This window comes from Vibrio orientalis CIP 102891 = ATCC 33934 (assembly GCF_000176235.1).
Taxonomy (GTDB): domain Bacteria; phylum Pseudomonadota; class Gammaproteobacteria; order Enterobacterales; family Vibrionaceae; genus Vibrio; species Vibrio orientalis.
Map to the genome: position 1 here is coordinate 1,540,738 of NZ_ACZV01000005.1, position 24,232 is coordinate 1,564,969.

Consider the following 24,232-nt stretch of genomic DNA (forward strand, 5'->3'; position numbering starts at 1 on the left):
TTTAGTTCCTTTGGTCATCAACCTCTACACCTTCAGGAATTACAAAAGTAAACCGGTTCGCCTTTGGCTTATTGAGGTTAATGTTGTTAAACGTAAAGTTACTTTGCTGGCCATCTTGCTCAACCACACTAAAACCTTGCACAGCGCCTTGCTCATCAATGCTCAGCTTAAACTGACCTTGGTTACTATCTACTGCGGTAGGCGTCAGGATGAAAGTATCACCTTGCTGATCAACCTTGTAGTTATCCCAGTCACTGGCGCGATTACGTGTCAACAAAACAAAAGGGGTTTGCTCTGTTGCTTGCTCTTGCCAATAAATACTCACTTGTTCGATAAATGGACTGTAATACCAAAGCGATTGACCATCCGAAACCAATACATTTTCGTCTGGCGCCGTTGTCGTCCAACGAAATAAGCTCGGTCTAGCAATTTCGACCTTACCCTGCCCTTCCATCACAAGGTCACCTTCAGGGCTAATCAATTGCTGAGCAAAGTCCGCACTAAAGCCATCGTTCTTTTGTAAACGCTGGCTTAATTCATCTTTAGGCGCAGCTAAAACCGAAAAGCTCATCAAAAATAATACGGCCAATTTTTTCATTAAGTTCTACCCTGATTGTTGGTTTGCTCTAGTTATAACGTGCTTTAACCTTCTCTTTGACCGGAGAAGGTTAAGTTTGTTCGCTTGCGATAACTACTTTCCGCAGCACTGTTTAAACTTTTTGCCACTGTTACATGGGCAAGCATCATTGCGACCAATATCTTTATATGGATTAACACTTTGCGCTTTGGCACCAATCATTGCTTCGTCAGCTGACTGCGCGACCTCTGCAATCATCAGATCAATTTGATCAAGAAAATCTTCTAAGCTTGGTGGAAACTCGATACCTGATGCTTTCATCTGTTGTTGAGTTTGCGCTTCGTCGATCGCCAACATGAAGGTAGTCAGCATTGCTTGTAACATACGCAGCGTACCGTCACCAACATTCACGTCCACCCATTGCTCTTCAATGGTTGGCCACAAAGTCATAAAGCCTTCAGAAAAATCAGCTAACTGTTCGCGTTTAGCACCTTCATCTAGCATCGCTAACAATGAGTATTCATTGCGCTTTAGAAAGCTATATTGTTGATTGATCTGCGCTTCAATCGCACCTTTCGCTGCGTCCGCTTGCTGTGCAAATACTGAAGGCAACCAAGTTTCAGGGGCTAAAGGCTTAGTTGCTAAATTAGCAGCAAGCGTCAAACCTTCAATAAAGAAAGGAGATTCGTCAGTAATTGAGTCTTCTAGTGTCAGTAATTGATACTTCATTATCATTTTCTAGTCATAACCATATATTGGGCACATTATAACCCTATGCAAGGCCTTGGGTCACTTCGAGACTTTCCTCCCTGATTCGATAACCTCTCCTTGTGAGTTTTTCGACACTATTCCCGTCATGGCTAGCGAGATGGTTTTATTGCCTAGCCTTTTTTCTTAGCCTGCACTTATTTCACTTTGAGAATTTGAATTCTGAGCGCATGATGCGAAAAATCGCAATTCCTGACATATGTTTTATTTTTTGTAGTATTTGAAATGAAAAGTTATAGCAACAGAGGTTTCACTCTCATCGAGCTGGTTGTGGTCATTGTCATTCTTGGCGTTTTAGCCGTCACCGCTGCTCCTCGATTCCTCAACTATCAACGCGATGCGCACCTTGCGCGTGCCGATGCAGCATTTGCCAGCTTTGAAACATCTGTAGCTCTTTACCATTCTAAATGGCTAACGGAAGGTGAACCAACTGGTATCGTGGATTACGGTCAAGGTGATGTCTATCCTTCTGCAACCGGGTTCCCGATATCTGTGAACCAAACACCGCTTGCTACGAATGACAATGACACGATTCTAATTCGCGGTGGAGATTGCGTATTGCTGTGGAATGCTTTGGTCGATACTGACCTTGAGATACGTTCGCAGCACGACGACCCGGGAACCGTACTTCCGTCACAAGAAGAAATTGTCAGTTGGTACACATCAGGCAATGAGTGCTATTACTATTACACGCCAAGTTTTACGATTGAAGAAAGGCTTCCTATCCTTTACTACTCTCCTCAGACAGGTGAAACCAGACAGACAACCGAAATGGCATCGAGCTCGTGACATTTCTGCCCCTAACCTCTAAAATCACGCCTCCTTAAAAAGAGGCGTTTTTTATGCGAGTAGTTTTAGGCCCAATGGAGGGCGTGTTAGACCATTTGATGAGAGAAATTCTAACTGACATCAATGACTATGATTTATGTGTCACTGAGTTTGTTCGAGTTGTCGATCAGCTACTACCTGATCACGTGTTTCATCGCTTGTGTCCAGAACTACTCCAGGGTTCACACACTAAGTCCGGTGTTCCCGTTCACATTCAACTGCTTGGTCAAGATCCTAAGTGGATGGCAGAAAACGCTATTCGTGCCGCAGAACTAGGGGCAAGAGGTATTGACCTCAACTTCGGCTGTCCGGCCAAGTTGGTCAATAAAAGTAAAGGGGGCGCAGCCCTTCTGCAGCATCCAGAACTCATCCATAATGTAGTAAAAGCCTGCCGTGAAGCGGTGCCTCAAGGAACGCCTGTAACCGCAAAAATTCGCCTAGGCTGGGAAAACCCTGACGACTGCTTTGAAATTGTTGATGCCATTCAAAGCGCTGGCGCAAATGAATTAACCGTTCATGCTCGCACCAAAACCGGCGGCTATAAAGCCAGTGAAATAAAGTGGGATTATATTAATCAGATTAGACAGCGCTTCTCTATTCCATTAATCGCCAATGGTGAGATTTGGAACTACCAAGACGGACAAGCCTGCATTGAGACAACCGGCGTTGATTCACTGATGGTATGCCGCGGCGCCTTTAACGTGCCAAACCTTGGCAATGTCGTGAAACACAACCATAGCGTCATGCCGTGGACTGAGGTCGTCGAGCTGTTGCTGATTTACTCGCAGTATGAAATGAAAGGCGATAAAGGCCTGTACTACCCGAATAGAGTGAAACAATGGTTCTCATATTTGCGCCAGCAATACCCAGAAGCTGCTGAACTGTTTAGAGAGATCCGCACTTTTAATAAAGCGGCGCCGATTGTTGAGTACATTACTCGATATCGCGATGAGCTGGTATCAGCTTAGAATACTAGCTTATCTTTACCTGTCGTTTTGGCTTGGTAGAGCTTTTCGTCTGCGGCTTTGAATAATGTATCAAAGCCGCGCTCTTCACTCTTAGTCACAATTTCTACACCACCAGAAATCGTAAAGCCGTTCTCAACTGCATCTGCAGACGTGGCAACAATCGCCTGTTGAACACGAGACATGCCTTTTTGTAGTAATGCTTTATCGTTACCGCTCATGTAGATGACAAACTCTTCTCCACCAATACGAGCCGCTACATCGCTATGCCGGATATTGATAGTGATTTGGTCGGCGACATGGCTGATAACGACATCTCCAACATCGTGTCCATAGTTATCATTAATTGCTTTGAAGTTGTCGATATCGAATACTGCTAATGCGACATAGTCATTATGCTGGACTGTTTTCAAGAACGCCTTCAACCCACGGCGATTGAGCAGCCCTGTCATCGGATCTTTTGCCGCTAACTCTTTGAAGTAATCATGCTCTACACGAGTATTAATAAAAAACAGAACAATGACAGAAAAAACATAAATAAAGATGACGACGGCTAAGCTATAACGCTCAAAAATAAAAAAGTTACGCGTTTCTTTGGCTAAATCGAACTGATAAAAGAGCGTGTGTGACCCCTTTACTCCCTCAAGCTCTAAATCAAGTTGTCGCATCGCATTGTCTGGCAGAGAAAGATGACTGGTATCGACTATACCTAACTCACCCGCGAGTTTTCCATGCGTGTTTAGAAGCTCGTCATAAGAGATATCAAGAGAAAGCATCCCTTGAAGCACTTCGCCCTCATAAACAGGCATAGTCATGCTCAAAACGAGTGTACTGCTCGGTGGCATTGGTGCTGGCCCAGCCACTGTAATCAAGTCTCGATTATTAGCCGTTTTCCGCCAGAAAGGACGAGCCTTTAAAGTGGCAAGCAGTTCAGCGGTAAGACTTCTGGCATAAGTATCCGGAGAAGACATCAGATACCCTTCACGGTCAATGTAGTGAATGCCAAGTAAATAGGAATCAATATCGTGAAGAAAAGATAGGACAGGAGCGAGAGAAACCTGCCCTGAGACACGTTTATACTTGTCACTTTCTGGGTCACATAAGCTCGCGTCACCCACTAGCATATAGTTTATGTCCACAGCAGGAATTTCGTGATGTCGTCCCTCAGACAAGAGCAACGCATCTATCGGCCACATTTGACACAACCCATCTTTCACTTGGACATTGTGCTCTAACATCAAAATGTAGTTAGATTTGGAATAGTTCGAAAAGCTGTAATCAATCGCACTGATCACTTTACTGGCACGTGATAACGCTTCAGTAACACGTTCATATTCATCATTGATATCGCGATTGACTGAGTCGTAGTAGTTTTTACCGGTCAGAGCTAAAACTAACAAGGTAATTACCAAAGGCATTAACAATACAAATTTTAAACTAAAATGCCTTTCTACCTGCATCCCACCCTCAAACTAAAATAAAAGCCCACCCATACAAGATAGACAGGCTTAGAAACGTATTGTTTTCAAGTATGACACATGTTCATCACTTTCAAAGTGAGTAGATTATTAAAATTTTGTCAAATGAACTTAGTTGAGCAATAAACTGTCATCCGTTAACTCTTCCCCTCTCACCTTAGAGAACATCTCCAACAGATCGGGAACTTGCATATTTTGACGCTGTGTACCTGCAACATCTAACACAATTTCCCCTTGGTGGAGCATCACGGTGCGATCACCACAAGCTAAAGCATCTTTCATCGAATGGGTCACCATCATCACGGTTAAGTTAAATTCAGCAACGATTTTCTTGGTTAAGTCGATGATAAATGCAGCCATCCTAGGATCGAGTGCTGCGGTATGCTCATCCAATAGCAGTAATTTACTATCCGACAGCGTCGCCATTACAAGACTCACGGCCTGACGTTGGCCGCCGGAAAGTAGCCCTATACTATCGCCCAATCGATCTTCAAGACCTAAGCCAAGGATACTGATCCTCTCTTGGAACAACTGTCGGCGCTTGGACGATAACGACAGACTCCAGCCACGCTTCTTACCGCGCATGTAAGCTAGTGCCATATTCTCTTCTATGGTTAGCTCGCCACATGTACCTGCGAGAGGGTCTTGAAACACTCTTGCACATTGCTGCGCTCGCTGATCAACGGTTTGTTTAGTCACATCGAGTTCATCAATTATAACCTTCCCCCCGATCATCGGAGTTTCACCGGTCACCGCCCCAAGCAAGGTTGATTTACCCGCACCATTCGATCCAATAACGGTTAGAAATTGATGCTCGGGGACTTCTAGTGTCACCCCTCTTAGCGCTTTGTTTTCCAAAATCGTGCCTGGATTAAACGTTACTTGAATATCTTCCAATCGAATCATGCTACTTCTCCAGACTCTTTCTCTTGAGCTTGTGGGCGACTACGCTTTTTTGCCTTTAGATTTCCTTTAATTTTTGGCGCGATCAAGGCTGCGGCGACGAGTATTGCTGTCACTAAATTTAGGTCCGAAGCTTGTAAGCCAAACATACCGGAACTTAACGCAAAGGCGACTGCCAAGCGGTACAGTACAGAACCAACAATAACGGCAACAACCGCTACCCAAATCTTCCGACCCGGAATTAACGTCTGACCTAAGATAACCGCTGCGAGACCTACCACAATGGTACCTACGCCAGAAGTAACGTCTGCGAAACTATTGGTTTGAGCGAATAACGCACCGGAAAAGCCAACGAACCCATTGGAGATTGCAAGACCAAAGTAGGTGTAAAAAGCCGTACTCGCCCCTTGCGCTGAGACCATTCGAGCATTAACACCCGTTGCTCTCAAACCAAGACCGAAATCACTGTTCAACAAACGCACCACGAACCATGCTGAGATAAGCACCAAGACACCAACTACCAAAGGTCGAATCAACATTGGGTCACCGATGGCTTCAAACGGTGTCAGGATAGTTTCTTCACCCAGTAAGGCGACATTTGGACGCCCCATAATACGGATGTTAATTGAGAATGCGGCAATCATCGTCAGTATCGAGGCTAGCAAGTGCAAGATGCCACATCTGACCGCAAGAAAAGCGGTAACCCAACCCGTCGCCGCACCAGCGATAATCGCCATAAAAGTAGCGACCCATGGATTAATGCCTGAGACAATCGCCGTTGCTGCAACAGCGGCCCCCATTGGAAAGCTGCCATCGACACTTAAATCTGGAAAGTCGAGAACACGAAAAGTCAGGTAAACGCCCAAAGCTACGAGTCCGTATAACAGACCAATTTCAAGCGCACCAAAAAATGCAAAAGCAGACATCAACTACTCCCTTTCTGCAAACATCAGTTAACCTCAACCCAGCAACATACTGGGTTGAGGTAAGCATTTACTTAACGCTTGTTGCTCGTTCAAGTACAGATTGAGGAATAGAGACTCCTAATTTCGCAGCAGCGGTCTTATTTACCACAAGGTCAGAACCTTTTGCTACTTTGACATCCAATGTACCTGGATTAGCCCCTTCAATAATGGCAGCAACGTAATCCGCGGTTTGCACGCCGACTTGGTAGTAGTCAAAACCTAAGCTCGCGATAGCGCCTTTCTCTACATAGGAAGTCGCTCCGCCTAACACTGGCGTTTTTGCTTGATTCGCGGCAACAATCATACCTTCAATGGCACTTGCAACCGTGTTATCAGTCGGGGCGTAAATAACATCAGATTTCGCTGCAATCGCTTGCGTCGCAGATTGAACGTCAGCACTCTTCAGCGCGGTTGCTTCCACGACTTGGATACCCTGCGCTTTAGCACTTTGCTTGAGAAGATCAACCAGTGTCACCGCATTGGCTTCGCCTGGGTTAAATACCACGCCAATAGACTTCACATCTGGGATGATCTCTTTGATCAATTCAACGTGCTGACTAACGGGAGATAGATCAGAAAGACCTGTTACGTTTTTACCTGGTTGCTCTAAGCTTTTGACTAGCTTAGCTCCCACTGGGTCAGTGACAGCAGTGAAAACAACAGGAATAGAACGTGTTGCTGAAACCAGTGCCTGAGCTGTTGGGGTTGCGATACCAACGAGTACATCTGGTTTTTCACCCACGTATTGACGGGCGATTTGCACAGCGATAGCCGGGTTGCCTTGCGCCGTTTTGTAATCAAATTCGAGGTTCTTGCCTTGCTCATAACCTTTGGCTTTTAGGCCATCAATCAAACCTTGGCGAGCAGCATCCAAGGCTGGGTGCTCAACAATTTGCGAAACCGCTACCTTTGCCGTTTTCGCCATAATACTAGTGGATGAGAGTAATGTGACACCTGCGAGAACCGCGGTCGCAAAAACTTTTCCTGCTTTCATCTTAACTCCTTGATGTGATACCAATCCATTGACCATCAAACATACTTTGCACAAAAGGCCTTGCCTAAATTTTTCAGTGACCTTTTTGAGCTCAGTGAGCCACGCTCTACTTCCTACCAGTTCAATTAATGACAATGGCGACGGGCAACTTGCGAATGGCTTGGTGTAAGCAATAATTTTGTTGTGTTTACCTATTTATATTTATTGAGTTGCACAAATAATGTGCACTCTAATTATTACCAGTAAGCCAAACAAAAGAAAAGCAGACTTTAACATTTAAGCAACAAAAGGAGATGCAGGTTACTTTTAGTCCTTTATGGCATGAACCAATATATTGCGTGGGGTCGTTTCTCTGGAACAGAACTGAGAGAGCTTCACCTTGTAACCGCATTGCTCAAGATAAAGGGCTTTATCCAACACGAGCCAAAGTTCTAACGCACGTCTAAACGGCTGCTGAACAAGGCTCATACGCTCCATCTGCCAATAACGTTGACGGCCTTTTTCCTCATATTGGGCATAATCTACCTCTGGCAACTCAATCGCCTTTTGCGTACTAGCCCAAAGACAGAAAGCCTCAAAACCGTCAGATAGCTGAGACTTTTTAATGCTCGGAATCGGCTGATATTGCTCGATTCCTGTTGCTTCTCTTAACAGTAAGTCGAAGCCAAGGCGAAAAGTCATCTCTTCAGCGCGATGTCGCTTGACTCGTTCGCCACCGGTGACCGTTTCTTGCAGCGGTATACGTAGCTCTGACTTGCTTAAATTCAGCGTAGACTGTTTAGCCGCGCCGGAAAGCGGTTGGTAAGTCTCCGTGCGAATGAGATGGTAACAACATGGCGAAAAAGTCAGCGCTGGCAGCTGTTTTTCAACGCCATGATTAATGAGTGACACGTGTAAGTCCCCACAGGCATGTAACGCGACCGCATGCTGATTGGTATTAAACGCATTGATAGAGTCTGGGCTAAAAGCATCTCCTTGGACAAAGTTCATCATCAACCCCTGCTTATCCGCCTCGCGCTGTCCTGACTCACACAGTGCTTGCTGATATTCAAAGCTTGTTACACGTTGTCCTGACTGACTGGCTAAAATCCTCCCCAAGAACCCTTTCCCTGAGCACCACTCTAGCCACTCACTGCCATGATGAGAGTTCAAAGCCGCCTCTCCCATTGAGACAATCTGTTGTAATTTTCTTCCGGGCACACCACTGTCGACGCCACGAGGCAAGCGCAGACTATGAGTTTTTAGAGTTGGTAAATTAGTCCAAGTAGTAATTTGCTTGATATGAGGTAGGTAGTCACAGATAGCCTCGACTAACGCCTCATTGTCCAATTTAAAGTACTCGATTTGTTCAGGGGATAAAGACTCTAACCAAGCACATAACGGAGCATTATCCGTCAGCCAAGGTAGCGTATTAGTACGACTGGCAAAAAAGGGCTCAAAGCGCCATAGCAATTGGTTATCGACCAAGAAACGATCGAGTGATTGGAATAGATATAACATGACTTCCCCCTGAAAACGCTAGTTTAGAGGGAAGTCACGCGAGATGGTAGCGGATTAGCGAACTGGTAGGTCAATATCCTTAAACATCTCTTCAATCTCAGCATTGGATTTCAAAGATAGCGCTTGCTCAACCACTGGACGCGTTAAATGAGGGGCGAAGCGCTCCATAAAATCGAACATGTAAGAGCGAAGGAAGGTACCGCGTCTAAAGCCGATGCTTGTGGTACTCGCACCAAAGATATGGCTCGCATCAATCGAGACAAGATCGGTATCTAGTTCTTCGTCGATGGCCATACTCGCGATCACACCCACACCGATACCCATACGAACATAAGTCTTGATGACGTCAGCATCGGTTGCAGTAAATACCACTCTTGGTGTTAAACCATATTTATTAAACGCGGTATCTAGCTCCGAACGTCCGGTAAAGCCAAACACATAGGTGACCAACGGGAATGAAGCAAGATCTTGAATCGTCACCTTCTCTTTCTGCGCTAAAGGGTGGCTCTTTGGCACGACAATCGAACGATTCCAGTGATAACACGGCAGCATAATCGCATCTTGATAGAGGTGAAGCGCTTCAGTTGCGATAGCGAAGTTAGCTGTACCTTTAGCAATCGCTTCAGACATCTGCGAAGGCGTACCTTGGTGCATGTGCAGCGACACTTTCGGATAACGCGCAGTAAAACCTTTGATCACGTCAGGAAGCGCATAACGCGCCTGAGTATGCGTTGTAGAAATATTCAGCGTGCCCATTTCTGGGTGGGTATGCTCACCAGCTACTGCTTTAATACTTTCAACTCGGGCAAGAATCTCTTGAGAGATACGAATAATGTCTTCACCAGCACCCGTAACCTGCGTCAAATGCTTACCACTACGCTCGAAGATCTGAATTCCAAGCTCATCTTCTAACAAACGAACCTGTTTACTGATGCCTGGTTGAGAGGTGTAAAGGCTCTCTGCCGTAGCCGATACATTTAAGTTATGGTTAACGACCTCAACAATATACTTCAATTGTTGTAATTTCATTCTGACCTCGTAATCCCTTATCGATGCCGCACAGCGATCAAACATAGTTTATAATATTTAGTTATAACGCCTTAAAAGTGAAATTGATAGTCAAATTGAGGCGACTGTTCAGAAAAGCAGGTAGTTTTTTGTTGATAATGCTCATTTTGCAACCAAATACTCAGATTGAGCTTTGCAAAGAGAGTTTTCATTAATAAAATTACTAAGTTGAGCAATAATGCGAAACAGTTACAGTCGCATGGCAGGATCGTGTATGCTTAACGGCTAGCCACTAAAAAACATAAGATACGGAATTTATGAATATTGGTTTAATCATAGCTTTAGTTGCCATCTTACTGGTGCTAGTTCTCGGCTATAACATTATGCTCCAGTATAAAGTTAAAGCGGAAACAGCGCGGAAACAGGAAAGTTCGCGTTACCTGCAAATTATTGATGCAACAGAAGAGCTTATCGGCCACGCCCATCACATGCCATACAGCAAAGAGCTACTGGTATGTCTGAATACTCGTATCCTAGATGCAGTTTTGAGTATGCATGAACTCGATCCTAAGAATAAACAGCTTGAACAACGTGTCGCCCACGTTAAGGATCAGATCAAGCAACTTGAAGAAAATTACAAGGGTGGCGAAAGCACCAGCTTTAAAGTTCCAAGCAGTGATAAACAAGCAATTGTTATGCTGAAACTTGTAAAGCGCCTACGAGATACCATTCGCAGCGAGCACAATAAAGGCCGCTTTGAGACTCAAGCGTATGTCACTGAGAATGCGCGCTTGGAAACCATTCAAGTTCGTATCAACATTGAAAATGTAATTAAACGTTCAAACGATGCGATTGTCCGTGGTCAACCAGGTACCGCAATACAGCTATTGAAAAAGGGCTTGGATGCACTGAGTACAAAAAACGACGCTTATTCAAATCAAGCGCGTGAAAAACTGCAGACGATGTATGACGAACTAGAATCTAAACGTCAAAGTAAGAACGCAGAAGAGTTACACCAAATTGAAGAGAGCCAGCGCCAAAATGATATGGATGCACTCTTTGGTGAAAAGAAAAAGTGGTAATATAACTCCCTGCAGTTATTTTCAAAAAGGTCGCACTAGCGGCCTTTTTCTATTTATTTTGTAAAGTAAGTCCAAGATGATCGAATTAGACCAATACCAATCGCTACTTGAACCAATAAACGGCTTCCTACAATGTTCCACTCCAGATGCATGGGTTGCAGAAGCTCGTAAACCGGAAAACCTTAAAGTGGTCCTTATCGATCACTTATTGTGTGAGCTTAAAGCGGGCCAATCCGCTATGTACCTAATTCGAAAATACGCGGTAGATAAAGAGAGTGCGCACAGCTTACTCGATTGGTTCCAGCCATATGAAGACTTCGCTTACCGCAAAACCGGTAGCCTTAAAACACTGAAAGGTAAGAGCAATATTTCCAAAGCCATCATGGCCAAATCCAATTCACCATATAGCCAAGATTTGATTGATAAAATGGTATTGCTAATCAAAGAAGAGTTACATCACTTCTATCAAGTGTTAGAGATTATGGAAGACCGTGGGATTGCCTATGAGCCTGTGCTGGCCAGTCGCTACGCAAAGGGGCTAATTGGAAAGATGGCGACCCATGAGCCACAAACACTGATAGATAAGCTGATTATTGGCGCGTATATCGAGGCACGCTCTTGTGAGCGTTTCGCCAAACTTGCTCCCCATATGGATGAAGATATTGCTAAGTTTTACGTATCGTTACTTCGCTCAGAAGCTCGTCATTATCAAGACTATCTGACGTTAGCCGAAGAGATCGCTGGAAAAAACATCACTGAGCGAATTGATTACTTCGGTCGTTTAGAAGCCGAGCTAATCTCGTCACCCGACAGTGACTTTAAGTTCCACAGCGGTGCACCCGCTTAATAAAAAAGGATGCTTAGTGCATCCTTTTTTATTTACTTAGGATCGAGTAACGCTTCCCCTAACCCTGCGGCATAAAGCTGTTTGCTGATTCGGTTCAATGCCTCAGCTTGCTTGGGTTCGATAATGAGTGTGCCTTTGCTCTTAAGTACGTCAATCATACCTTCTACACAGTCAGCATCAGGCCCAATTCCGTTTAGCTTTGAACGGATGAATCCAAACCAATCGCCATCCATTTTCTTTTTGACCTTCTCCAACACTTCTGGGGTGGTTACCTGAAACTGCTGCCTGCTATCAAATGCATCCTGATTTGTGCGCGCAATATCGTAAACAATATGAGCTTTCTTTTTCGCAATCAGCATCCCAGGGATATTCAATTGCAACTCAGCAATCTGCCCACCACTCATCTTGAGGAAGAATTTAATATCTTTGTAGCCACTACTATCTGGCTCAACATTATGTCTAGCTAACACGCTACTAGTGCCTGCAAGCTGATACCTATCTTTAAGAGATTTTTGATGCGAAGCGACCGCTTTAAACTCTTCTGTCCCGCAGATGAACAACTTCGCTCCCTGTAAGTCTTTAAACTTTTTCACTTTCACGGTGATACGAGCGCAATCTTTTAAATCTCCGACATCATTGTTTCGTATACGAGTAGTGATTTTAGCCAATGCGCCACTGTAGCTTTTAATGCCGCCGTACGCTCCGGGAGGAAAGCTGATTTCGGCGCCAAACGCCACTTTTAGCCTTTGAGCAAACGTATTTAGTTCTACCTGAGCCTGAATGATTTCTTTAAACATCAGGAATAGCTGTTTTCTCTTCAACTTGGCGTTGGCTACTTGGTTTTTGCCATGAAAATCCATTGCCTTAGTATTGAGTACTTTCTTCCCGGCTTCATTTGTTTCGAGATATTGGGCGATGTCAGCATCTAAATACTCCGCTAGATGCGCGTCATCAGTTAGGATATCGTGCATTAATTTGCACATTTTCCCTTCGTCAGTCTGTTGGAAACTCTTAGATTTTAGCTTGCCTCTCAGCTCAGCTAAACTCGATTGGTAATCAGCTTGGTTGACTAAACGAAAGCCTTGCGACATATGAGCTGATTGATTAATTCGCTTTAACACTTCGGCTTTAACTTTAGCGACGTCTGCTGGTGTTACTCTGGCGCTAGCTGGACCGGAGAGCGGGTCCGGACCGACGGCTGCGGCTAGTGTGTCTGTCATATAAAAGTACCTAAATTAGTAACTTGGTGTACGTACAGAACATTAAGACTGAGGGAGTACATCAAGCTGTATAGCTGTTGATTAAGATAAGCTTACAACTAAAGTTAGATTCAATTTATAAATTGATACCAATTAAAAGATACGTTTGAGAGATTGATCTAGGCATAAGCTAGTAACCACTAACTTAATAAGGACAAAAAAGCCAGCGAACGCTGGCTTTCATACAAAATTAAAGTATCTACACTATTTTAGTGTGGCGTTGATCTCTGCAAGTACGGCAGCAGGATCGCTAGCTTGAGTGATTGGACGACCAATCACCAAATAATCTGAACCCGCTTGAACCGCATCAACAGGCGTCATAATACGCTTCTGGTCACCTACCGCTGCGCCTGCAGGGCGAATGCCAGGAGTGACGAGCTTGAACTCTTTACCAAGCTCAGTCTTGAGCATAGAAGCTTCTTGAGCTGAACATACAACGCCATCTAGACCCGCATTCTTAGTCAGGGTTGCCAGACGAATCACTTGCTCTTGTGGGGCAGTATCAAGTCCAATACCCGCCAAGTCGCTCTGCTCCATGCTGGTGAGTACCGTTACACCGATAAGTAGCGGACGATCTTTACCATAAGGCTCTAGAATCTCACGTGACGCAGCCATCATGCGCTCACCACCGCTAGCATGTACGTTTACCATCCAAACGCCCATCTCTGCGGCTGCACGTACTGCTTTAGAACAGGTATTCGGGATATCGTGGAACTTCAGGTCAAGGAATACAGAGAAACCACGTTTGTGTAACTCTTTAACGAAATCAGGACCAAATAGCGTGAACATCTCTTTACCTACTTTTAGGCGGCAAGAGCTTGGGTCAATTCTATCAACAAAAGCGAGAGCATCTGCTTGGTTATCATAATCCAGTGCAACAATAACTTTTTGGTCGATCATTTCATCTCCTAACTTACTTTAAACAAATCGAAAAAAAGCAGCGGGATCGCCGCTGCCATTTGCTATGGGATATACCCAATCTTGTAAAATCATTCGCCATCCAATCCACGGATTGGCTTGATCGTCCCCCACCCTTTACAGGAAGGACAATGCCAATACATTGAATGGGTCGAGAAACCGCATTTTCGACAGCGATAATGAGGTTTCACTTTTAACTGTTCACCAACCAGTTTCTGCAACGTATCAAGACTGGCTTTGGCCCGCCCTTCTTCTGCTTCTGCTAAATGGTAGTCCATTAAACGATAGAAGCCTTTCATGGTTGGATTCTTGACTAGTTGGCGAGTCAGTAGCTCTTGAGCCGCTCCGGGGCCGTCGTGCTTTGCTACCATTTGCGCTAACATCAGTTCGGCCGACACACCCGCTTTACCAACAATACATTGGCGTAAGAAGTTCAGTAATTCGTCTTCTTGCCCTAGGTGGTGGTAACATTCAGCCAGCGTCGGCAACACTTCACTGACGAAGTCACTATCTTGTTCAAGGACGGCCTCTAAGTAAGCAATCGTACGCTTGTAATCTTCATCTTCTAGGTAGAGTTTACCAAGGGCAATGCTAGCCCTTACGCATCTAGGGTCTTCAGTCAGCGCCTTTTTAAAGTTCTGTCTTGCCTGGGTATGATTGCCTTCTGCTTGCTCTTGCATCGCCAACTCACACCAGAAATGCCCAATGCTGGTGCGCATACGTTTACGACCCATTTTAACTAGCAGCGAGGCATAGTGAATGGCTTTGCTCCATTCACGAGTCTGTTGATAGATAGCGACGAGTTGTTGAAGAGCAGCTTCACGATGGTCAGGTTCATCAACCAATTGCTCGAAGATTTTTTCCGCTCGATCCAAAAAGCCGGATGCCATGTAATCTTTGGCGAGCTGTTGGAGAGCAATGTTTTTTTGGTCAATAGTAAGACCAGAGCGAGAGATAAGATTCTGGTGAATGCGAATAGCGCGGTCTACTTCTCCTCGTGAGCGAAACAAATTACCTAACGCTAAGTGCGTGTCGATAGTTTCGTTATCCACTTGAAGAAGTTCAATAAAGTGATCCACCGCTTTATCAGATTGATCTGACAACAGCAGGTTTAGGCCCGTCACGTATTGACGGGATATTTGATTAGATTGTTTCTGCTTATCTTGCTGGGCACTGCGATTACCCATATACCAACCATACGCGGCAGCAATCGGTAATAATAAGAAGAGAATTTCTAACATCAAGTAACAGCCTACCTAATAAAAATCTTGTTAAGCTTTCTCTTGAGTCGGCTCAGCAGTTGGAGGAGAAAGCTTATTAAGCTTCTTCTTCAGTTTGCGGACCTGGAGCTGCGATTTGAGGTGTAATCCACCGAACACTAACCAAGCTAGGCTAAAACCTACCACAAATACCACACCTAACAGTGTCGATAGGTGAAAGTCACCTTGAGCAATAAGGTAGTTGAATGTCACAACAGCTTGATTCTGAGAGCCTAATGCTAGTGCAATTAAGAATAGGGCCAGTACAAGAACGATTTTTATAATTTTCATAGTCCATCACCTAAGATTAGTTCTGCCGTACGATTATGCAGTAAAAGCACGAAACAAACCATGGTTATCTCTGAAATTCGGGCCATAAAAAAGCGGCATACTTAGGTATGCCGCTTTTTTATCAATAGATTACGTAATTTAGTCTAGGTTTACACGCTCACGTAATTCTTTCCCCGGTTTGAAGTGGGGAACGAACTTACCTTCCAACTCCACTTTGTCACCAGTTTTGGGGTTACGACCAACTCTAGGCTCACGGAAGTGCAAAGAGAAACTACCGAAACCACGGATCTCAATTCGATCGCCACCTTCTAGAGTTGACGCCATATGCTCTAAAATATCTTTTACAGCATCTTCTATCTCTTTTGCTGAAAGGTGCGTCTGTTCTGCACAGAGTCTTTCAATCAATTCAGACTTAGTCATAGTTGCCCTCATAGAGTAATTTATCACTTATTATAGTAAGTAATACCAGTTCCAACAAACACTTGCCTTCAATTTTAGACAAAAATTGACCAATGTGTGTAGTGAAAAAGTGCTTTTTCAGAACATCTTGTAGAGATTGGTATTACTACTAGCTATTACGTAAACATAAAAAAGGAGCCTTTCGGCTCCTTTTTCTTAAAAGCGATTTAATTATTCGCCTTTAGCTGCTTTGAAAGCGTCAGCCATAGCGTTACCGAATGAAGCTTCGTCAGCTTTGTTCAGTGAAGCCATTGCTTCTTGCTCTTCAGCTTCATCTTTAGCTTTGATAGATAGGTTGATTACGCGGTTCTTACGGTCTACACCTGTGAACTTAGCTTCAACACTGTCACCAGCGCTTAGGATTAGAGAAGCGTCTTCTACGCGGTCGCGAGAAACTTCAGAAGCGCGGATGTAACCTTCTACGCCTTCTTCAAGTTCGATAGTAGCACCTTTAGCGTCAACAGCAACAACAGTACCGTTAACTAGAGTGCCTTTCTTCTTCTCAGCAACGTAAGCATTGAATGGGTCATTTTCCATTTGCTTAACGCCTAGAGAGATACGCTCACGCTCAGCATCTACTGCTAGAACTACTGCAGAGATCTCGTCGCCTTTCTTGTACTCACGTACAGCTTCTTCACCAGCAACATTCCAAGAAATGTCAGATAGGTGAACTAGACCGTCGATGCCGCCTTCTAGACCGATGAAGATACCAAAGTCAGTGATTGACTTGATCTTACCAGTAACCTTGTCGCCTTTAGCTTGCGCTTCAGCGAAAGATTGCCATGGGTTAGCTTTACACTGTTTCAGACCTAGAGAGATACGACGACGTTCTTCGTCGATTTCAAGAACCATAACCTCAACTTCGTCGCCAACATTAACAACTTTAGATGGGTGGATGTTCTTGTTAGTCCAATCCATTTCAGAAACGTGTACTAGACCTTCAACGCCTTCTTCGATTTCAACGAAACAGCCGTAGTCAGTTAGGTTAGTAACGCGACCAGATAGTTTGTGACCTTCTGGGTAACGCTTAGCGATAGCTACCCATGGATCTTCGCCTAGCTGCTTAAGACCTAGTGATACGCGAGTACGCTCACGGTCGAACTTAAGAACTTTAACTTGGATCTCGTCACCAACGTTAACGATCTCAGAAGGGTGCTTAACGCGCTTCCAAGCCATGTCAGTGATGTGTAGTAGGCCGTCAACGCCGCCTAGGTCTACGAATGCACCGTAGTCAGTAAGGTTCTTAACGATACCTTTAACTTCTGCGCCTTCTTGTAGAGTTTCTAGAAGCTCATCACGCTCAACGCTGTTCTCAGACTCGATAACTGCACGGCGAGAAACAACTACGTTGTTACGCTTCTGGTCAAGTTTGATAACTTTGAACTCTAGCTCTTTGTTTTCTAGGTGAGCAGTGTCGCGGATAGGACGCACGTCTACTAGTGAACCTGGAAGGAAAGCACGGATACCGTTTAGTTCAACAGTGAAACCGCCTTTAACTTTACCGTTGATGATACCAACAACAGTTTCAGCTTCTTCACAAGCCTTCTCAAGAACGATCCAAGCTTCGTGACGCTTCGCTTTCTCACGAGAAAGTTGAGTCTCACCGAAACCGTCTTCTACAGCGTCTAGAGCTACGTCTACTTCAGAACCAACTTCAACTTCAAGTTCGCCAGCAGCGTTCTTGAACTGTTCAGCAGGGATAGCAGACTCAGACTTAAGACCAGCATCTACAAGAACGAAACCGTTCTCGATAGCTACTACAGTACCTTTAACGATAGTACCTTGTTGGAATTCTGTTTCGTTTAGAAACTCTTCAAAGAGTTGAGCAAAAGATTCAGTCATTTATTTAATCTTCAATAAATTAAACGTCCACGGGTATCCTACCTCGTGGGGTTATTAAATTCGCCAGTCATCATCCTTGCGACCAACGCTCTGACCTAGCAGCCTAGGCTACTAGCTTAGATTCGATATATTGTAGTGCCTTTTCTACCACTTCGTCGATACTCATCGTAGTAGAATCTAGCAAAAGCGCATCCTCTGCAGGGCGTAATGGTGCCACTGGGCGGTTACGATCTCGGTCGTCACGCTCTTGGATCTCGCTCAAAAGGTCGTCAAATTTAACATCTAAACCCTTGCCTTGCAACTGTTTCAGGCGGCGAGTTGCTCGCTCTTCAGCGCTAGCATCAAGGAAAATTTTCACCTCTGCCTGAGGGAAAACTACCGTGCCCATATCACGGCCATCAGCAACGAGACCTTCGCCTTCAGCAAATGCACGCTGACGACGCAGTAATGCTTCACGAACGCGTGGTAGCGCTGCAACTTTCGACGCTGCCATACCCGTTTCTTCTTTACGCAGCTCACCAGAGACATCTTCGCCTTCTAGAATAACTTTCACTAAGTCGCCTTCCGCAACAAACTGTACGTCAAGGTGGGTAGCAAGTGGAACCAGTGCATCTTCCGACTCTAAGTTAACACCATGATGGATAGCAGCCAGTGCCAATACTCGGTAGATAGCACCAGAATCTAATAAGTGAAAACCTAGCTTGTTTGCTAGCAGCATACAAAGAGTGCCCTTACCTGCACCACTTGGTCCATCAACGGTGACTACCGGTGTATGAGACGACATGTTTTACTCCGCGTTAGTTACTGATCATTGCTCCACGCATTGACCTTTGTTTGGCGTGAAATTATAGAGGTAAACGTGTAGAGGTTCTAGGAAGATAATCGGGAAATTCAAAAAAGAGCGCGATTGCGCTCTCGAACGTACTTATAACTGGATTCGTTCTAAGTTCCGAGTGACTAAACCCTCACCTATTCCTTTAACAGCGGTTAACTCCTGCGCGGTTTTGAAGCTGCCATGCTCATCGCGATAAGAAACAATCGCTTGTGCTTTCTTAAGCCCAACCCCATTCAGTAACGCCGCTAACTCCTCCGCTCCCGCACTATTGATATTGACGGTAATTTCAATCCCTTCGTATTTAGGATTGGATTTGCTGTCGGCAGCCAAGCTTAACGGAGCAGCCACGATTAAAGCCATAATTAGTACTATCTGTTTAAACATTTCGATTTCCTTTCTATCAATATGTCTGAACAGAATAATCAAGCACGCAGTCAAGCTATAACCCTAAGCCAGAAAAACAAAACGGGCTGCAATTGCAGCCCGTTTTAATCGATATATCAGTTACATCATGACTGATTATTGCGTCACAACGTAATATTCGATATCAATCGTTTTACGTAAAATACTAATTAAGCCAGACAGGTCTTGCTGAGCATTTGCTTGTGTCATTTGCTGAGCAATCTGTTCGTTATACATAGTATTAAACATTGAAGAAACATCGGTTAGTTCAACCACTACGATATCACCGTTTAGGTCTTTCGCTTGAGCAAACTCTACTTTACCTTCTTCAGGTTTCACCATAGAGAAAACAACGTCTGCAAGTGGAGAGCTACGATCAACCGTTTCTGTTTCGCCGAATACGAGACCACTTTCTTTCAATAAGCCTTGCTTACCTTCTTTAAGTTCAGCAACCAGCTTGTCAGCAAGTTCGATCGCACTCTGTTCACCTTTGACTTTCGCCAGTGTCGTCGTCACTTGTTCACGAACGTCTGCTAGTGGTAGAACCATTTCATCACGAGCGTCTTCAACACGAACAACAATCACGTGTTCAGGTGCAACTTCGATAACTTCTGAGTTCAGGCCGTCTTCTTTCACTTCTGGGCTAACGATAGCTTGTAATACAGCTGGCGTTTTCAATAGCTCTGGAGCATCGACTTGAGAAATGAAGTCAGTGGTATGAATCTTAGCGTTAATGGCTTGCGCGGCATCATCCAAAGAATCAGGGTATTCAAACGCAACTTTTTCAAGTTCACTTTGCAGTTCGTAGTACTGGTCGACCGCTTGCTGATCTTTAAGCTCTTGTTTGATTTCCGCAGCAACCTCAGCGTATGGCTTAGCAACTGAATCTTTCAGTTCGTCAAGCTTGATGATGTGGTAACCGAAATCTGATTTAACCAGACCTGTTGTATCACCGACTTTCGTCAACGCAAAGGCTGCGTCTTCAAATGCTGGGTCCATGACATCACGCTCAATCCAACCTAGTGAGCCGCCTTCTGACGCGCTACCGAAGTCATCAGATTTTTCTTCAGCTAGCGTTGCAAAGTCAGCACCTGCGTTGAGTTCATCAAGAATCGCCTGCGCTTTAGCTTGATCATCACCTTCAACAAGGATGTGGCTCACGCGGCGCTGCTCTTCAGATGAATACTTGTCTAAATGTTCTTGGTAGTACTGCTTCGCTTGCTCTTCCGATACTTGAATATCGTCTTTTAGCTGCTGAGCCGATAGCTCGATGTAGGCAACTTTCACTTGCTCAGGGCGTGTGTAACGCTCTGGGTTTTGTTTGTAGTAGTCGTTAATTTCGTCTTCAGACAATTGTGCTTTTGCTGCAAAGTCTTCTAGAGATAACGTTACTTTCTTCACTTCACGAGTTTGAGTCAGTAGCTTGCTTTGAGCTTCGACTTCACTCGGCAACGTAAAGTCACTGCCTTGAATAGCAGTTAGCAACTGATTACGTACTAGATCACGACGCAGGTATTCTGCAAAGCTCTCTGCATTGAAGCCAGCACGACGAAGTGCCGTTTGATAGATCTCTTGATCGAACTTACCATCAATTTGGAACTGAGGCATTTCTAGAATCAGTGTACGCACCTGCGTATCACTCACACGCAAACCTAGTGATTCCGCGTGCTGCTCCAGTAGTACATCGTTAACCATACGGTCAAGTACAGATTTGCGGAAAGACTCTACGTAGCTAGGGTCAGCCAACAAGTTAGAGAAGTAATCACCAAGCTGAGCTTGCATGCGGTTACGTTCATTTTGGTAAGCTTGTTCAAACTCACCACGGCCAATTTCAACATTACCTACTTTCGCAGCTGTGTTATTTGAACCGCCAACAATGTAGCTACCAACACCTGCAAACACGAAAGATAGGATGATAAGTCCCAGGATAATTTTAACCGCGATGCTGTTAACGCCTTCGCGTAATCGGTCCATCATACTTAAACTACTCTCCGCTTATACATCGCACCAACATGATTGAAAAGTTGGTCACGATATACTTCATTAAAATAAAAATTGATTAGCGCGATAATACCAGAAAAAGAAATGCGCATCAGTATGATGCGCATAATTTAAAAAGGTTCGAAAAAATCAGCCTAAATGGCGATTTTTTGATTAGTTGCAAGAATCTTTAAGAGCCTTACCAGCTTTAAACGCAGGAACTTTAGCTTCTGCGATTTGGATTTCTTCACCAGTCTTAGGGTTACGGCCTGTGCGTGCAGCACGAGTACGTACGCTGAATGTACCGAAGCCAACTAGAGCAACTTGATCACCAGACTGCAGAGTGTCGCCTACAGCTTCGATGAATGCATCAAGTGCACGGCCAGCTGAAGCTTTTGATAGATCTGCGTTTTCTGCGATTTTTTCTACTAATTGTGTTTTGTTCACTGTGATTCCCCTTTGCGCCACCTGGTTATTTTTTTATAGGTAGCTTAACGTTCCATTTCATTTCAAATTCGCGACAAACCCTTGTATAACAAGGCTTGAAGCTATCGTCGCTAACGTTAGCGTCCAAAAAAAACGCTGACAAGCCTTTTTATGCTTATCAGCGTAATCTTTTACTTATTTTTGCTACATATCACTATTTTACCGCAGCAAACTCGACACCAGACGGCTCATTTTCTAATGCCACTTTCAAAACTTCGTCGATCCATTGCACTGGAATCACCTTAAGATCGGCAATCACATTGTCAGGAATGTCTTCTAGATCACGTTCGTTATCTTTTGGAATCAGAACCGTTTTGATACCACCACGGTGTGCAGCCAGTAGTTTTTCTTTCAGTCCACCAATCGGTAGAACTTCACCACGTAGGGTAATTTCACCCGTCATACCCACTTCCGCTTTCACAGGGTTACCTGTTAGGCTAGAAACAAGTGCTGTACACATCGCGATACCCGCACTTGGGCCGTCTTTTGGTGTCGCACCTTCAGGTACGTGAACGTGAATATCACGCTTCTCATAGAAATCTGAGTTAATGCCCAGTTTCTCGGCGCGTGAACGTACGACCGTCATCGCTGCTTGAATCGATTCTTTCATCACATCGCCAAGCGAACCGGTTTGCGTCAACTTACCTTTACCTGGCATAGATTCTGTTTCGATAGTCAGTAAGTCACCACCGACTTGAGTCCATGCTAGACCCGTTACCTGACCTACACGGTTGCTATCATCTGCTTTACCAAAGTCATGGCGTTGGACACCTAGATACTCTTTAAGATTATCCATGCTGACAGTGACAGACTTTAGTTTGGCATCAAGCAGAATATTCTTCACCGCTTTACGACAAATCTTCGAGATTTCGCGCTCTAGGCTACGTACACCCGCTTCTCGCGTGTAGTAACGGATAATGCCGATGATAGCCGAATCTTCGATCTCAATCTCATGAGGCTTAAGGCCGTTGCGTTTCACTTGCTTATCAACAAGGTGGCGCTTAGCAATATTCAGCTTTTCATCTTCGGTATAACCCGATAGACGAATCACTTCCATACGGTCTAATAGTGGCCCAGGAATATCCATAGAGTTCGATGTCGCAACGAACATGACATCTGACAGGTCGTAATCGACTTCTAGGTAGTGATCGTTAAATGCGTTGTTCTGTTCTGGATCGAGAACTTCTAGCAGTGCTGAAGACGGGTCACCACGCATATCCGATGACATCTTGTCGATCTCATCAAGAAGGAAAAGTGGGTTCTTCACGCCAACTTTTGACATCTTCTGGATAAGCTTGCCTGGCATTGAACCGATATAAGTACGACGGTGACCACGGATTTCCGCTTCATCTCTTACGCCACCCAGTGCCATGCGCGTATATTTACGACCTGTCGCTGCTGCAATAGAGCGACCTAAAGACGTTTTACCTACACCAGGAGGACCAACAAGACATAGAATTGGACCTTTGAGCTTATTAATTCGGTTTTGAACCGCTAAGTACTCAAGGATACGTTCTTTAACACGCTCTAGACCGTAATGGTCTTCGTTAAGAATCTCTTCGGCTTTGGCTAGGTTCTTCTTCACCTTAGAACGTTTATTCCAAGGCACACCTAACATCCAGTCGATGTAGCCACGAACTACTGTTGCTTCAGCTGACATCGGTGACATCATCTTCAGTTTCTGTAGCTCTTGTTCTGTCTTCTCGCGCGCTTCTTGAGGCATCTTCGATTCTTCGATCTTCTGCTTTAGAGTCTCGAACTCGTCAACGCCATCTTCGCTTTCGCCAAGTTCTTTCTGAATCGCTTTCATTTGCTCATTCAGATAATACTCGCGTTGCGATTTTTCCATCTGCTTCTTAACGCGAGTGCGAATACGCTTCTCAACTTGCAGCAGATCGATTTCAGATTCCATTTGGCCCATCAAGAACTCAAGACGCTCTGTCACATCTAACAGTTCTAACACCGCCTGCTTATCAGCAAGTTTTAGAGGCATGTGCGCTGCGATAGTATCAGCCAGACGAGCGGCCTCATCGATACCATTTAGCGAAGTGAGCACTTCAGGTGGGATCTTTTTATTGAGCTTGATAAAGCCTTCAAACTGGTTGATTGCACTGCGTACAATCACTTCTTGTTCACGCTCGTCTAGTTCAGACGTCGTTAAATACTCGGCTTCAGCAAAGAAGAATTCGTTTTCAATAAAATGATTGATTTTTGCACGTTGCTGACCTTCAACAAGCACTTTGACAGTACCATCTGGTAGCTTCAGTAATTGAAGGATCGTCGCAACGGTACCAACTTCAAACATGTCCGATTGAGCTGGCTCGTCAGTATCCGCTTCTTTCTGCGCCACTAACAATACTTGCTTGTTGTTATCCATTGCAGCTTCAAGACATGCAATCGACTTTTCTCGGCCAACAAACAATGGAATTACCATGTGCGGGTAAACGACTACATCTCTTAGAGGTAGTACGGGGATCTCGATACGTTCGGAACGTTCCAAGTTCATATTATTCTCTCTTCCGCTTAGTCCTATCTGCAGTATATGGGGCTTAATTGCTTGGATTCAATGAAAGAATAAAAAAAAGG

At 44.6% G+C, this 24,232-nt stretch carries 23 protein-coding genes; 4 read left to right on the forward strand and 19 right to left on the reverse strand.

The annotated features are described in order from the left end of the window. Position 1 precedes the first annotated feature (1 nt). Together lolA and VIA_RS17645 are read right to left on the reverse strand one after the other, a co-directional pair. Positions 2-598 carry an outer membrane lipoprotein periplasmic chaperone LolA gene (gene lolA / locus VIA_RS17640; RefSeq protein ID WP_004414692.1) on the reverse strand — a complete coding sequence of 199 codons (597 nt, stop codon included), beginning with the start codon at positions 596-598 and terminating at the stop codon, positions 2-4. A 93-nt stretch (positions 599-691) separates the two neighbouring features. Next, positions 692-1,306 (reverse strand): SEC-C metal-binding domain-containing protein, encoded by a 615-nt coding sequence (locus VIA_RS17645; RefSeq protein ID WP_004416694.1) that lies wholly within the window; start codon positions 1,304-1,306, stop codon positions 692-694. Between the two features lie 264 nt (positions 1,307-1,570). On the opposite strand from VIA_RS17645, the gene VIA_RS17650 reads away from it, so the two are divergent. Together VIA_RS17650 and dusC are read left to right on the forward strand one after the other, a co-directional pair. After that, on the forward strand, positions 1,571-2,134 hold the full coding sequence (locus VIA_RS17650; RefSeq protein ID WP_004416696.1) for a prepilin-type N-terminal cleavage/methylation domain-containing protein: 564 nt from the start codon (positions 1,571-1,573) through the stop codon (positions 2,132-2,134). A 53-nt stretch (positions 2,135-2,187) separates the two neighbouring features. Next, positions 2,188-3,141 (forward strand): tRNA dihydrouridine(16) synthase DusC, encoded by a 954-nt coding sequence (dusC, locus tag VIA_RS17655; RefSeq protein ID WP_004414696.1) that lies wholly within the window; start codon positions 2,188-2,190, stop codon positions 3,139-3,141. Here dusC and VIA_RS17660 read toward each other — a convergent pair. The 6 genes from VIA_RS17660 to cysB form a co-directional block, all read right to left on the reverse strand. Further along, a complete protein-coding gene (locus VIA_RS17660; RefSeq protein WP_038210960.1) occupies positions 3,138-4,598 on the reverse strand; it encodes a sensor domain-containing diguanylate cyclase in 1,461 nt (486 codons plus the stop codon). The genes dusC and VIA_RS17660 overlap by 4 nt on opposite strands. Before the next feature lie 129 nt (positions 4,599-4,727). Beyond that, the gene (locus VIA_RS17665; protein WP_004414702.1) at positions 4,728-5,522 is read right to left on the reverse strand and encodes an ABC transporter ATP-binding protein; all 795 of its coding nucleotides are present in this window, start codon (positions 5,520-5,522) and stop codon (positions 4,728-4,730) included. Then, positions 5,519-6,445, reverse strand: coding sequence for an ABC transporter permease (locus VIA_RS17670; RefSeq protein WP_004414703.1), 927 nt, complete (start codon positions 6,443-6,445; stop codon positions 5,519-5,521). Before VIA_RS17670 ends, VIA_RS17665 begins: the two co-directional genes overlap by 4 nt. A gap of 67 nt (positions 6,446-6,512) precedes the next feature. After that, a complete protein-coding gene (locus VIA_RS17675) occupies positions 6,513-7,478 on the reverse strand; it encodes an ABC transporter substrate-binding protein (RefSeq protein ID WP_004414706.1) in 966 nt (321 codons plus the stop codon). 306 nt (positions 7,479-7,784) lie between these two features. Then, positions 7,785-8,978, reverse strand: a complete 1,194-nt coding sequence (locus VIA_RS17680) for a class I SAM-dependent methyltransferase (RefSeq protein ID WP_004414709.1) — start codon at positions 8,976-8,978, stop codon at positions 7,785-7,787. A gap of 54 nt (positions 8,979-9,032) precedes the next feature. Then, positions 9,033-10,007 carry an HTH-type transcriptional regulator CysB gene (cysB, locus tag VIA_RS17685; protein ID WP_004414711.1) on the reverse strand — a complete coding sequence of 325 codons (975 nt, stop codon included), beginning with the start codon at positions 10,005-10,007 and terminating at the stop codon, positions 9,033-9,035. Positions 10,008-10,303: 296 nt separating this feature from the next. Here cysB and VIA_RS17690 point away from each other — a divergent pair, with 296 nt between their 5' ends. Further along, a complete protein-coding gene (locus VIA_RS17690) occupies positions 10,304-11,068 on the forward strand; it encodes a hypothetical protein (protein ID WP_004414713.1) in 765 nt (254 codons plus the stop codon). A 76-nt stretch (positions 11,069-11,144) separates the two neighbouring features. Next, on the forward strand, positions 11,145-11,915 hold the full coding sequence (miaE, locus tag VIA_RS17695; protein WP_004414716.1) for a tRNA isopentenyl-2-thiomethyl-A-37 hydroxylase MiaE: 771 nt from the start codon (positions 11,145-11,147) through the stop codon (positions 11,913-11,915). 32 nt (positions 11,916-11,947) lie between these two features. On the opposite strand, the gene VIA_RS17700 is transcribed toward miaE, so the two are convergent. The 11 genes from VIA_RS17700 to lon all read right to left on the reverse strand — a co-directional run bounded on the left by VIA_RS17700 (position 11,948) and on the right by lon (position 24,152). Further along, entirely contained in the window at positions 11,948-13,135 is a 1,188-nt protein-coding gene (locus tag VIA_RS17700) for a hypothetical protein (RefSeq protein ID WP_004414718.1), read from the reverse strand. A gap of 243 nt (positions 13,136-13,378) precedes the next feature. Continuing rightward, positions 13,379-14,074, reverse strand: coding sequence for an orotidine-5'-phosphate decarboxylase (gene pyrF / locus VIA_RS17705; RefSeq protein WP_004414720.1), 696 nt, complete (start codon positions 14,072-14,074; stop codon positions 13,379-13,381). A gap of 89 nt (positions 14,075-14,163) precedes the next feature. Further along, the gene (gene lapB / locus VIA_RS17710) at positions 14,164-15,333 is read right to left on the reverse strand and encodes a lipopolysaccharide assembly protein LapB (RefSeq protein ID WP_004414723.1); all 1,170 of its coding nucleotides are present in this window, start codon (positions 15,331-15,333) and stop codon (positions 14,164-14,166) included. 30 nt (positions 15,334-15,363) lie between these two features. Next, positions 15,364-15,642: a LapA family protein gene (locus tag VIA_RS17715; RefSeq protein WP_004414725.1), complete on the reverse strand. Its 279-nt coding sequence runs from the start codon at positions 15,640-15,642 to the stop codon at positions 15,364-15,366. A gap of 138 nt (positions 15,643-15,780) precedes the next feature. Further along, positions 15,781-16,062: an integration host factor subunit beta gene (gene ihfB / locus VIA_RS17720; RefSeq protein WP_004414727.1), complete on the reverse strand. Its 282-nt coding sequence runs from the start codon at positions 16,060-16,062 to the stop codon at positions 15,781-15,783. A gap of 210 nt (positions 16,063-16,272) precedes the next feature. Continuing rightward, the gene (rpsA, locus tag VIA_RS17725) at positions 16,273-17,943 is read right to left on the reverse strand and encodes a 30S ribosomal protein S1 (protein WP_004414728.1); all 1,671 of its coding nucleotides are present in this window, start codon (positions 17,941-17,943) and stop codon (positions 16,273-16,275) included. A 103-nt stretch (positions 17,944-18,046) separates the two neighbouring features. Then, the gene (gene cmk, locus VIA_RS17730) at positions 18,047-18,727 is read right to left on the reverse strand and encodes a (d)CMP kinase (protein ID WP_004414730.1); all 681 of its coding nucleotides are present in this window, start codon (positions 18,725-18,727) and stop codon (positions 18,047-18,049) included. Positions 18,728-18,868: 141 nt separating this feature from the next. Next, positions 18,869-19,162 (reverse strand): ComEA family DNA-binding protein, encoded by a 294-nt coding sequence (locus tag VIA_RS17735; protein WP_004414732.1) that lies wholly within the window; start codon positions 19,160-19,162, stop codon positions 18,869-18,871. A gap of 135 nt (positions 19,163-19,297) precedes the next feature. Further along, positions 19,298-21,157 (reverse strand): peptidylprolyl isomerase, encoded by a 1,860-nt coding sequence (gene ppiD, locus VIA_RS17740; protein WP_004414735.1) that lies wholly within the window; start codon positions 21,155-21,157, stop codon positions 19,298-19,300. 177 nt (positions 21,158-21,334) lie between these two features. Continuing rightward, entirely contained in the window at positions 21,335-21,607 is a 273-nt protein-coding gene (locus tag VIA_RS17745; RefSeq protein WP_004414742.1) for an HU family DNA-binding protein, read from the reverse strand. A 193-nt stretch (positions 21,608-21,800) separates the two neighbouring features. Further along, entirely contained in the window at positions 21,801-24,152 is a 2,352-nt protein-coding gene (gene lon, locus VIA_RS17750) for an endopeptidase La (protein WP_004418262.1), read from the reverse strand. Between the last annotated feature and the right edge of the window lie 80 nt (positions 24,153-24,232).

Coding starts and splice junctions, on each gene's coding strand:
- VIA_RS17700 (WP_004414718.1), bottom strand. CDS start 13,135: ATGACAGACACACTAGCCGCAGCCGTCGGTCCGGACCCGCTCTCCGGT.
- ihfB (WP_004414727.1), bottom strand. CDS start 16,062: ATGACTAAGTCTGAATTGATTGAAAGACTCTGTGCAGAACAGACGCAC.
- VIA_RS17660 (WP_038210960.1), bottom strand. CDS start 4,598: ATGCAGGTAGAAAGGCATTTTAGTTTAAAATTTGTATTGTTAATGCCT.
- VIA_RS17670 (WP_004414703.1), bottom strand. CDS start 6,445: ATGTCTGCTTTTGCATTTTTTGGTGCGCTTGAAATTGGTCTGTTATAC.
- VIA_RS17675 (WP_004414706.1), bottom strand. CDS start 7,478: ATGAAAGCAGGAAAAGTTTTTGCGACCGCGGTTCTCGCAGGTGTCACA.
- VIA_RS17650 (WP_004416696.1), top strand. CDS start 1,571: ATGAAAAGTTATAGCAACAGAGGTTTCACTCTCATCGAGCTGGTTGTG.
- lolA (WP_004414692.1), bottom strand. CDS start 598: ATGAAAAAATTGGCCGTATTATTTTTGATGAGCTTTTCGGTTTTAGCT.
- VIA_RS17690 (WP_004414713.1), top strand. CDS start 10,304: ATGAATATTGGTTTAATCATAGCTTTAGTTGCCATCTTACTGGTGCTA.
- VIA_RS17680 (WP_004414709.1), bottom strand. CDS start 8,978: ATGTTATATCTATTCCAATCACTCGATCGTTTCTTGGTCGATAACCAA.
- ppiD (WP_004414735.1), bottom strand. CDS start 21,157: ATGATGGACCGATTACGCGAAGGCGTTAACAGCATCGCGGTTAAAATT.
- lon (WP_004418262.1), bottom strand. CDS start 24,152: ATGAACTTGGAACGTTCCGAACGTATCGAGATCCCCGTACTACCTCTA.
- cysB (WP_004414711.1), bottom strand. CDS start 10,007: ATGAAATTACAACAATTGAAGTATATTGTTGAGGTCGTTAACCATAAC.
- dusC (WP_004414696.1), top strand. CDS start 2,188: ATGCGAGTAGTTTTAGGCCCAATGGAGGGCGTGTTAGACCATTTGATG.
- pyrF (WP_004414720.1), bottom strand. CDS start 14,074: ATGATCGACCAAAAAGTTATTGTTGCACTGGATTATGATAACCAAGCA.
- rpsA (WP_004414728.1), bottom strand. CDS start 17,943: ATGACTGAATCTTTTGCTCAACTCTTTGAAGAGTTTCTAAACGAAACA.
- VIA_RS17715 (WP_004414725.1), bottom strand. CDS start 15,642: ATGAAAATTATAAAAATCGTTCTTGTACTGGCCCTATTCTTAATTGCA.
- VIA_RS17645 (WP_004416694.1), bottom strand. CDS start 1,306: ATGAAGTATCAATTACTGACACTAGAAGACTCAATTACTGACGAATCT.
- miaE (WP_004414716.1), top strand. CDS start 11,145: ATGATCGAATTAGACCAATACCAATCGCTACTTGAACCAATAAACGGC.
- lapB (WP_004414723.1), bottom strand. CDS start 15,333: ATGTTAGAAATTCTCTTCTTATTATTACCGATTGCTGCCGCGTATGGT.
- VIA_RS17735 (WP_004414732.1), bottom strand. CDS start 19,162: ATGTTTAAACAGATAGTACTAATTATGGCTTTAATCGTGGCTGCTCCG.
- VIA_RS17665 (WP_004414702.1), bottom strand. CDS start 5,522: ATGATTCGATTGGAAGATATTCAAGTAACGTTTAATCCAGGCACGATT.
- cmk (WP_004414730.1), bottom strand. CDS start 18,727: ATGTCGTCTCATACACCGGTAGTCACCGTTGATGGACCAAGTGGTGCA.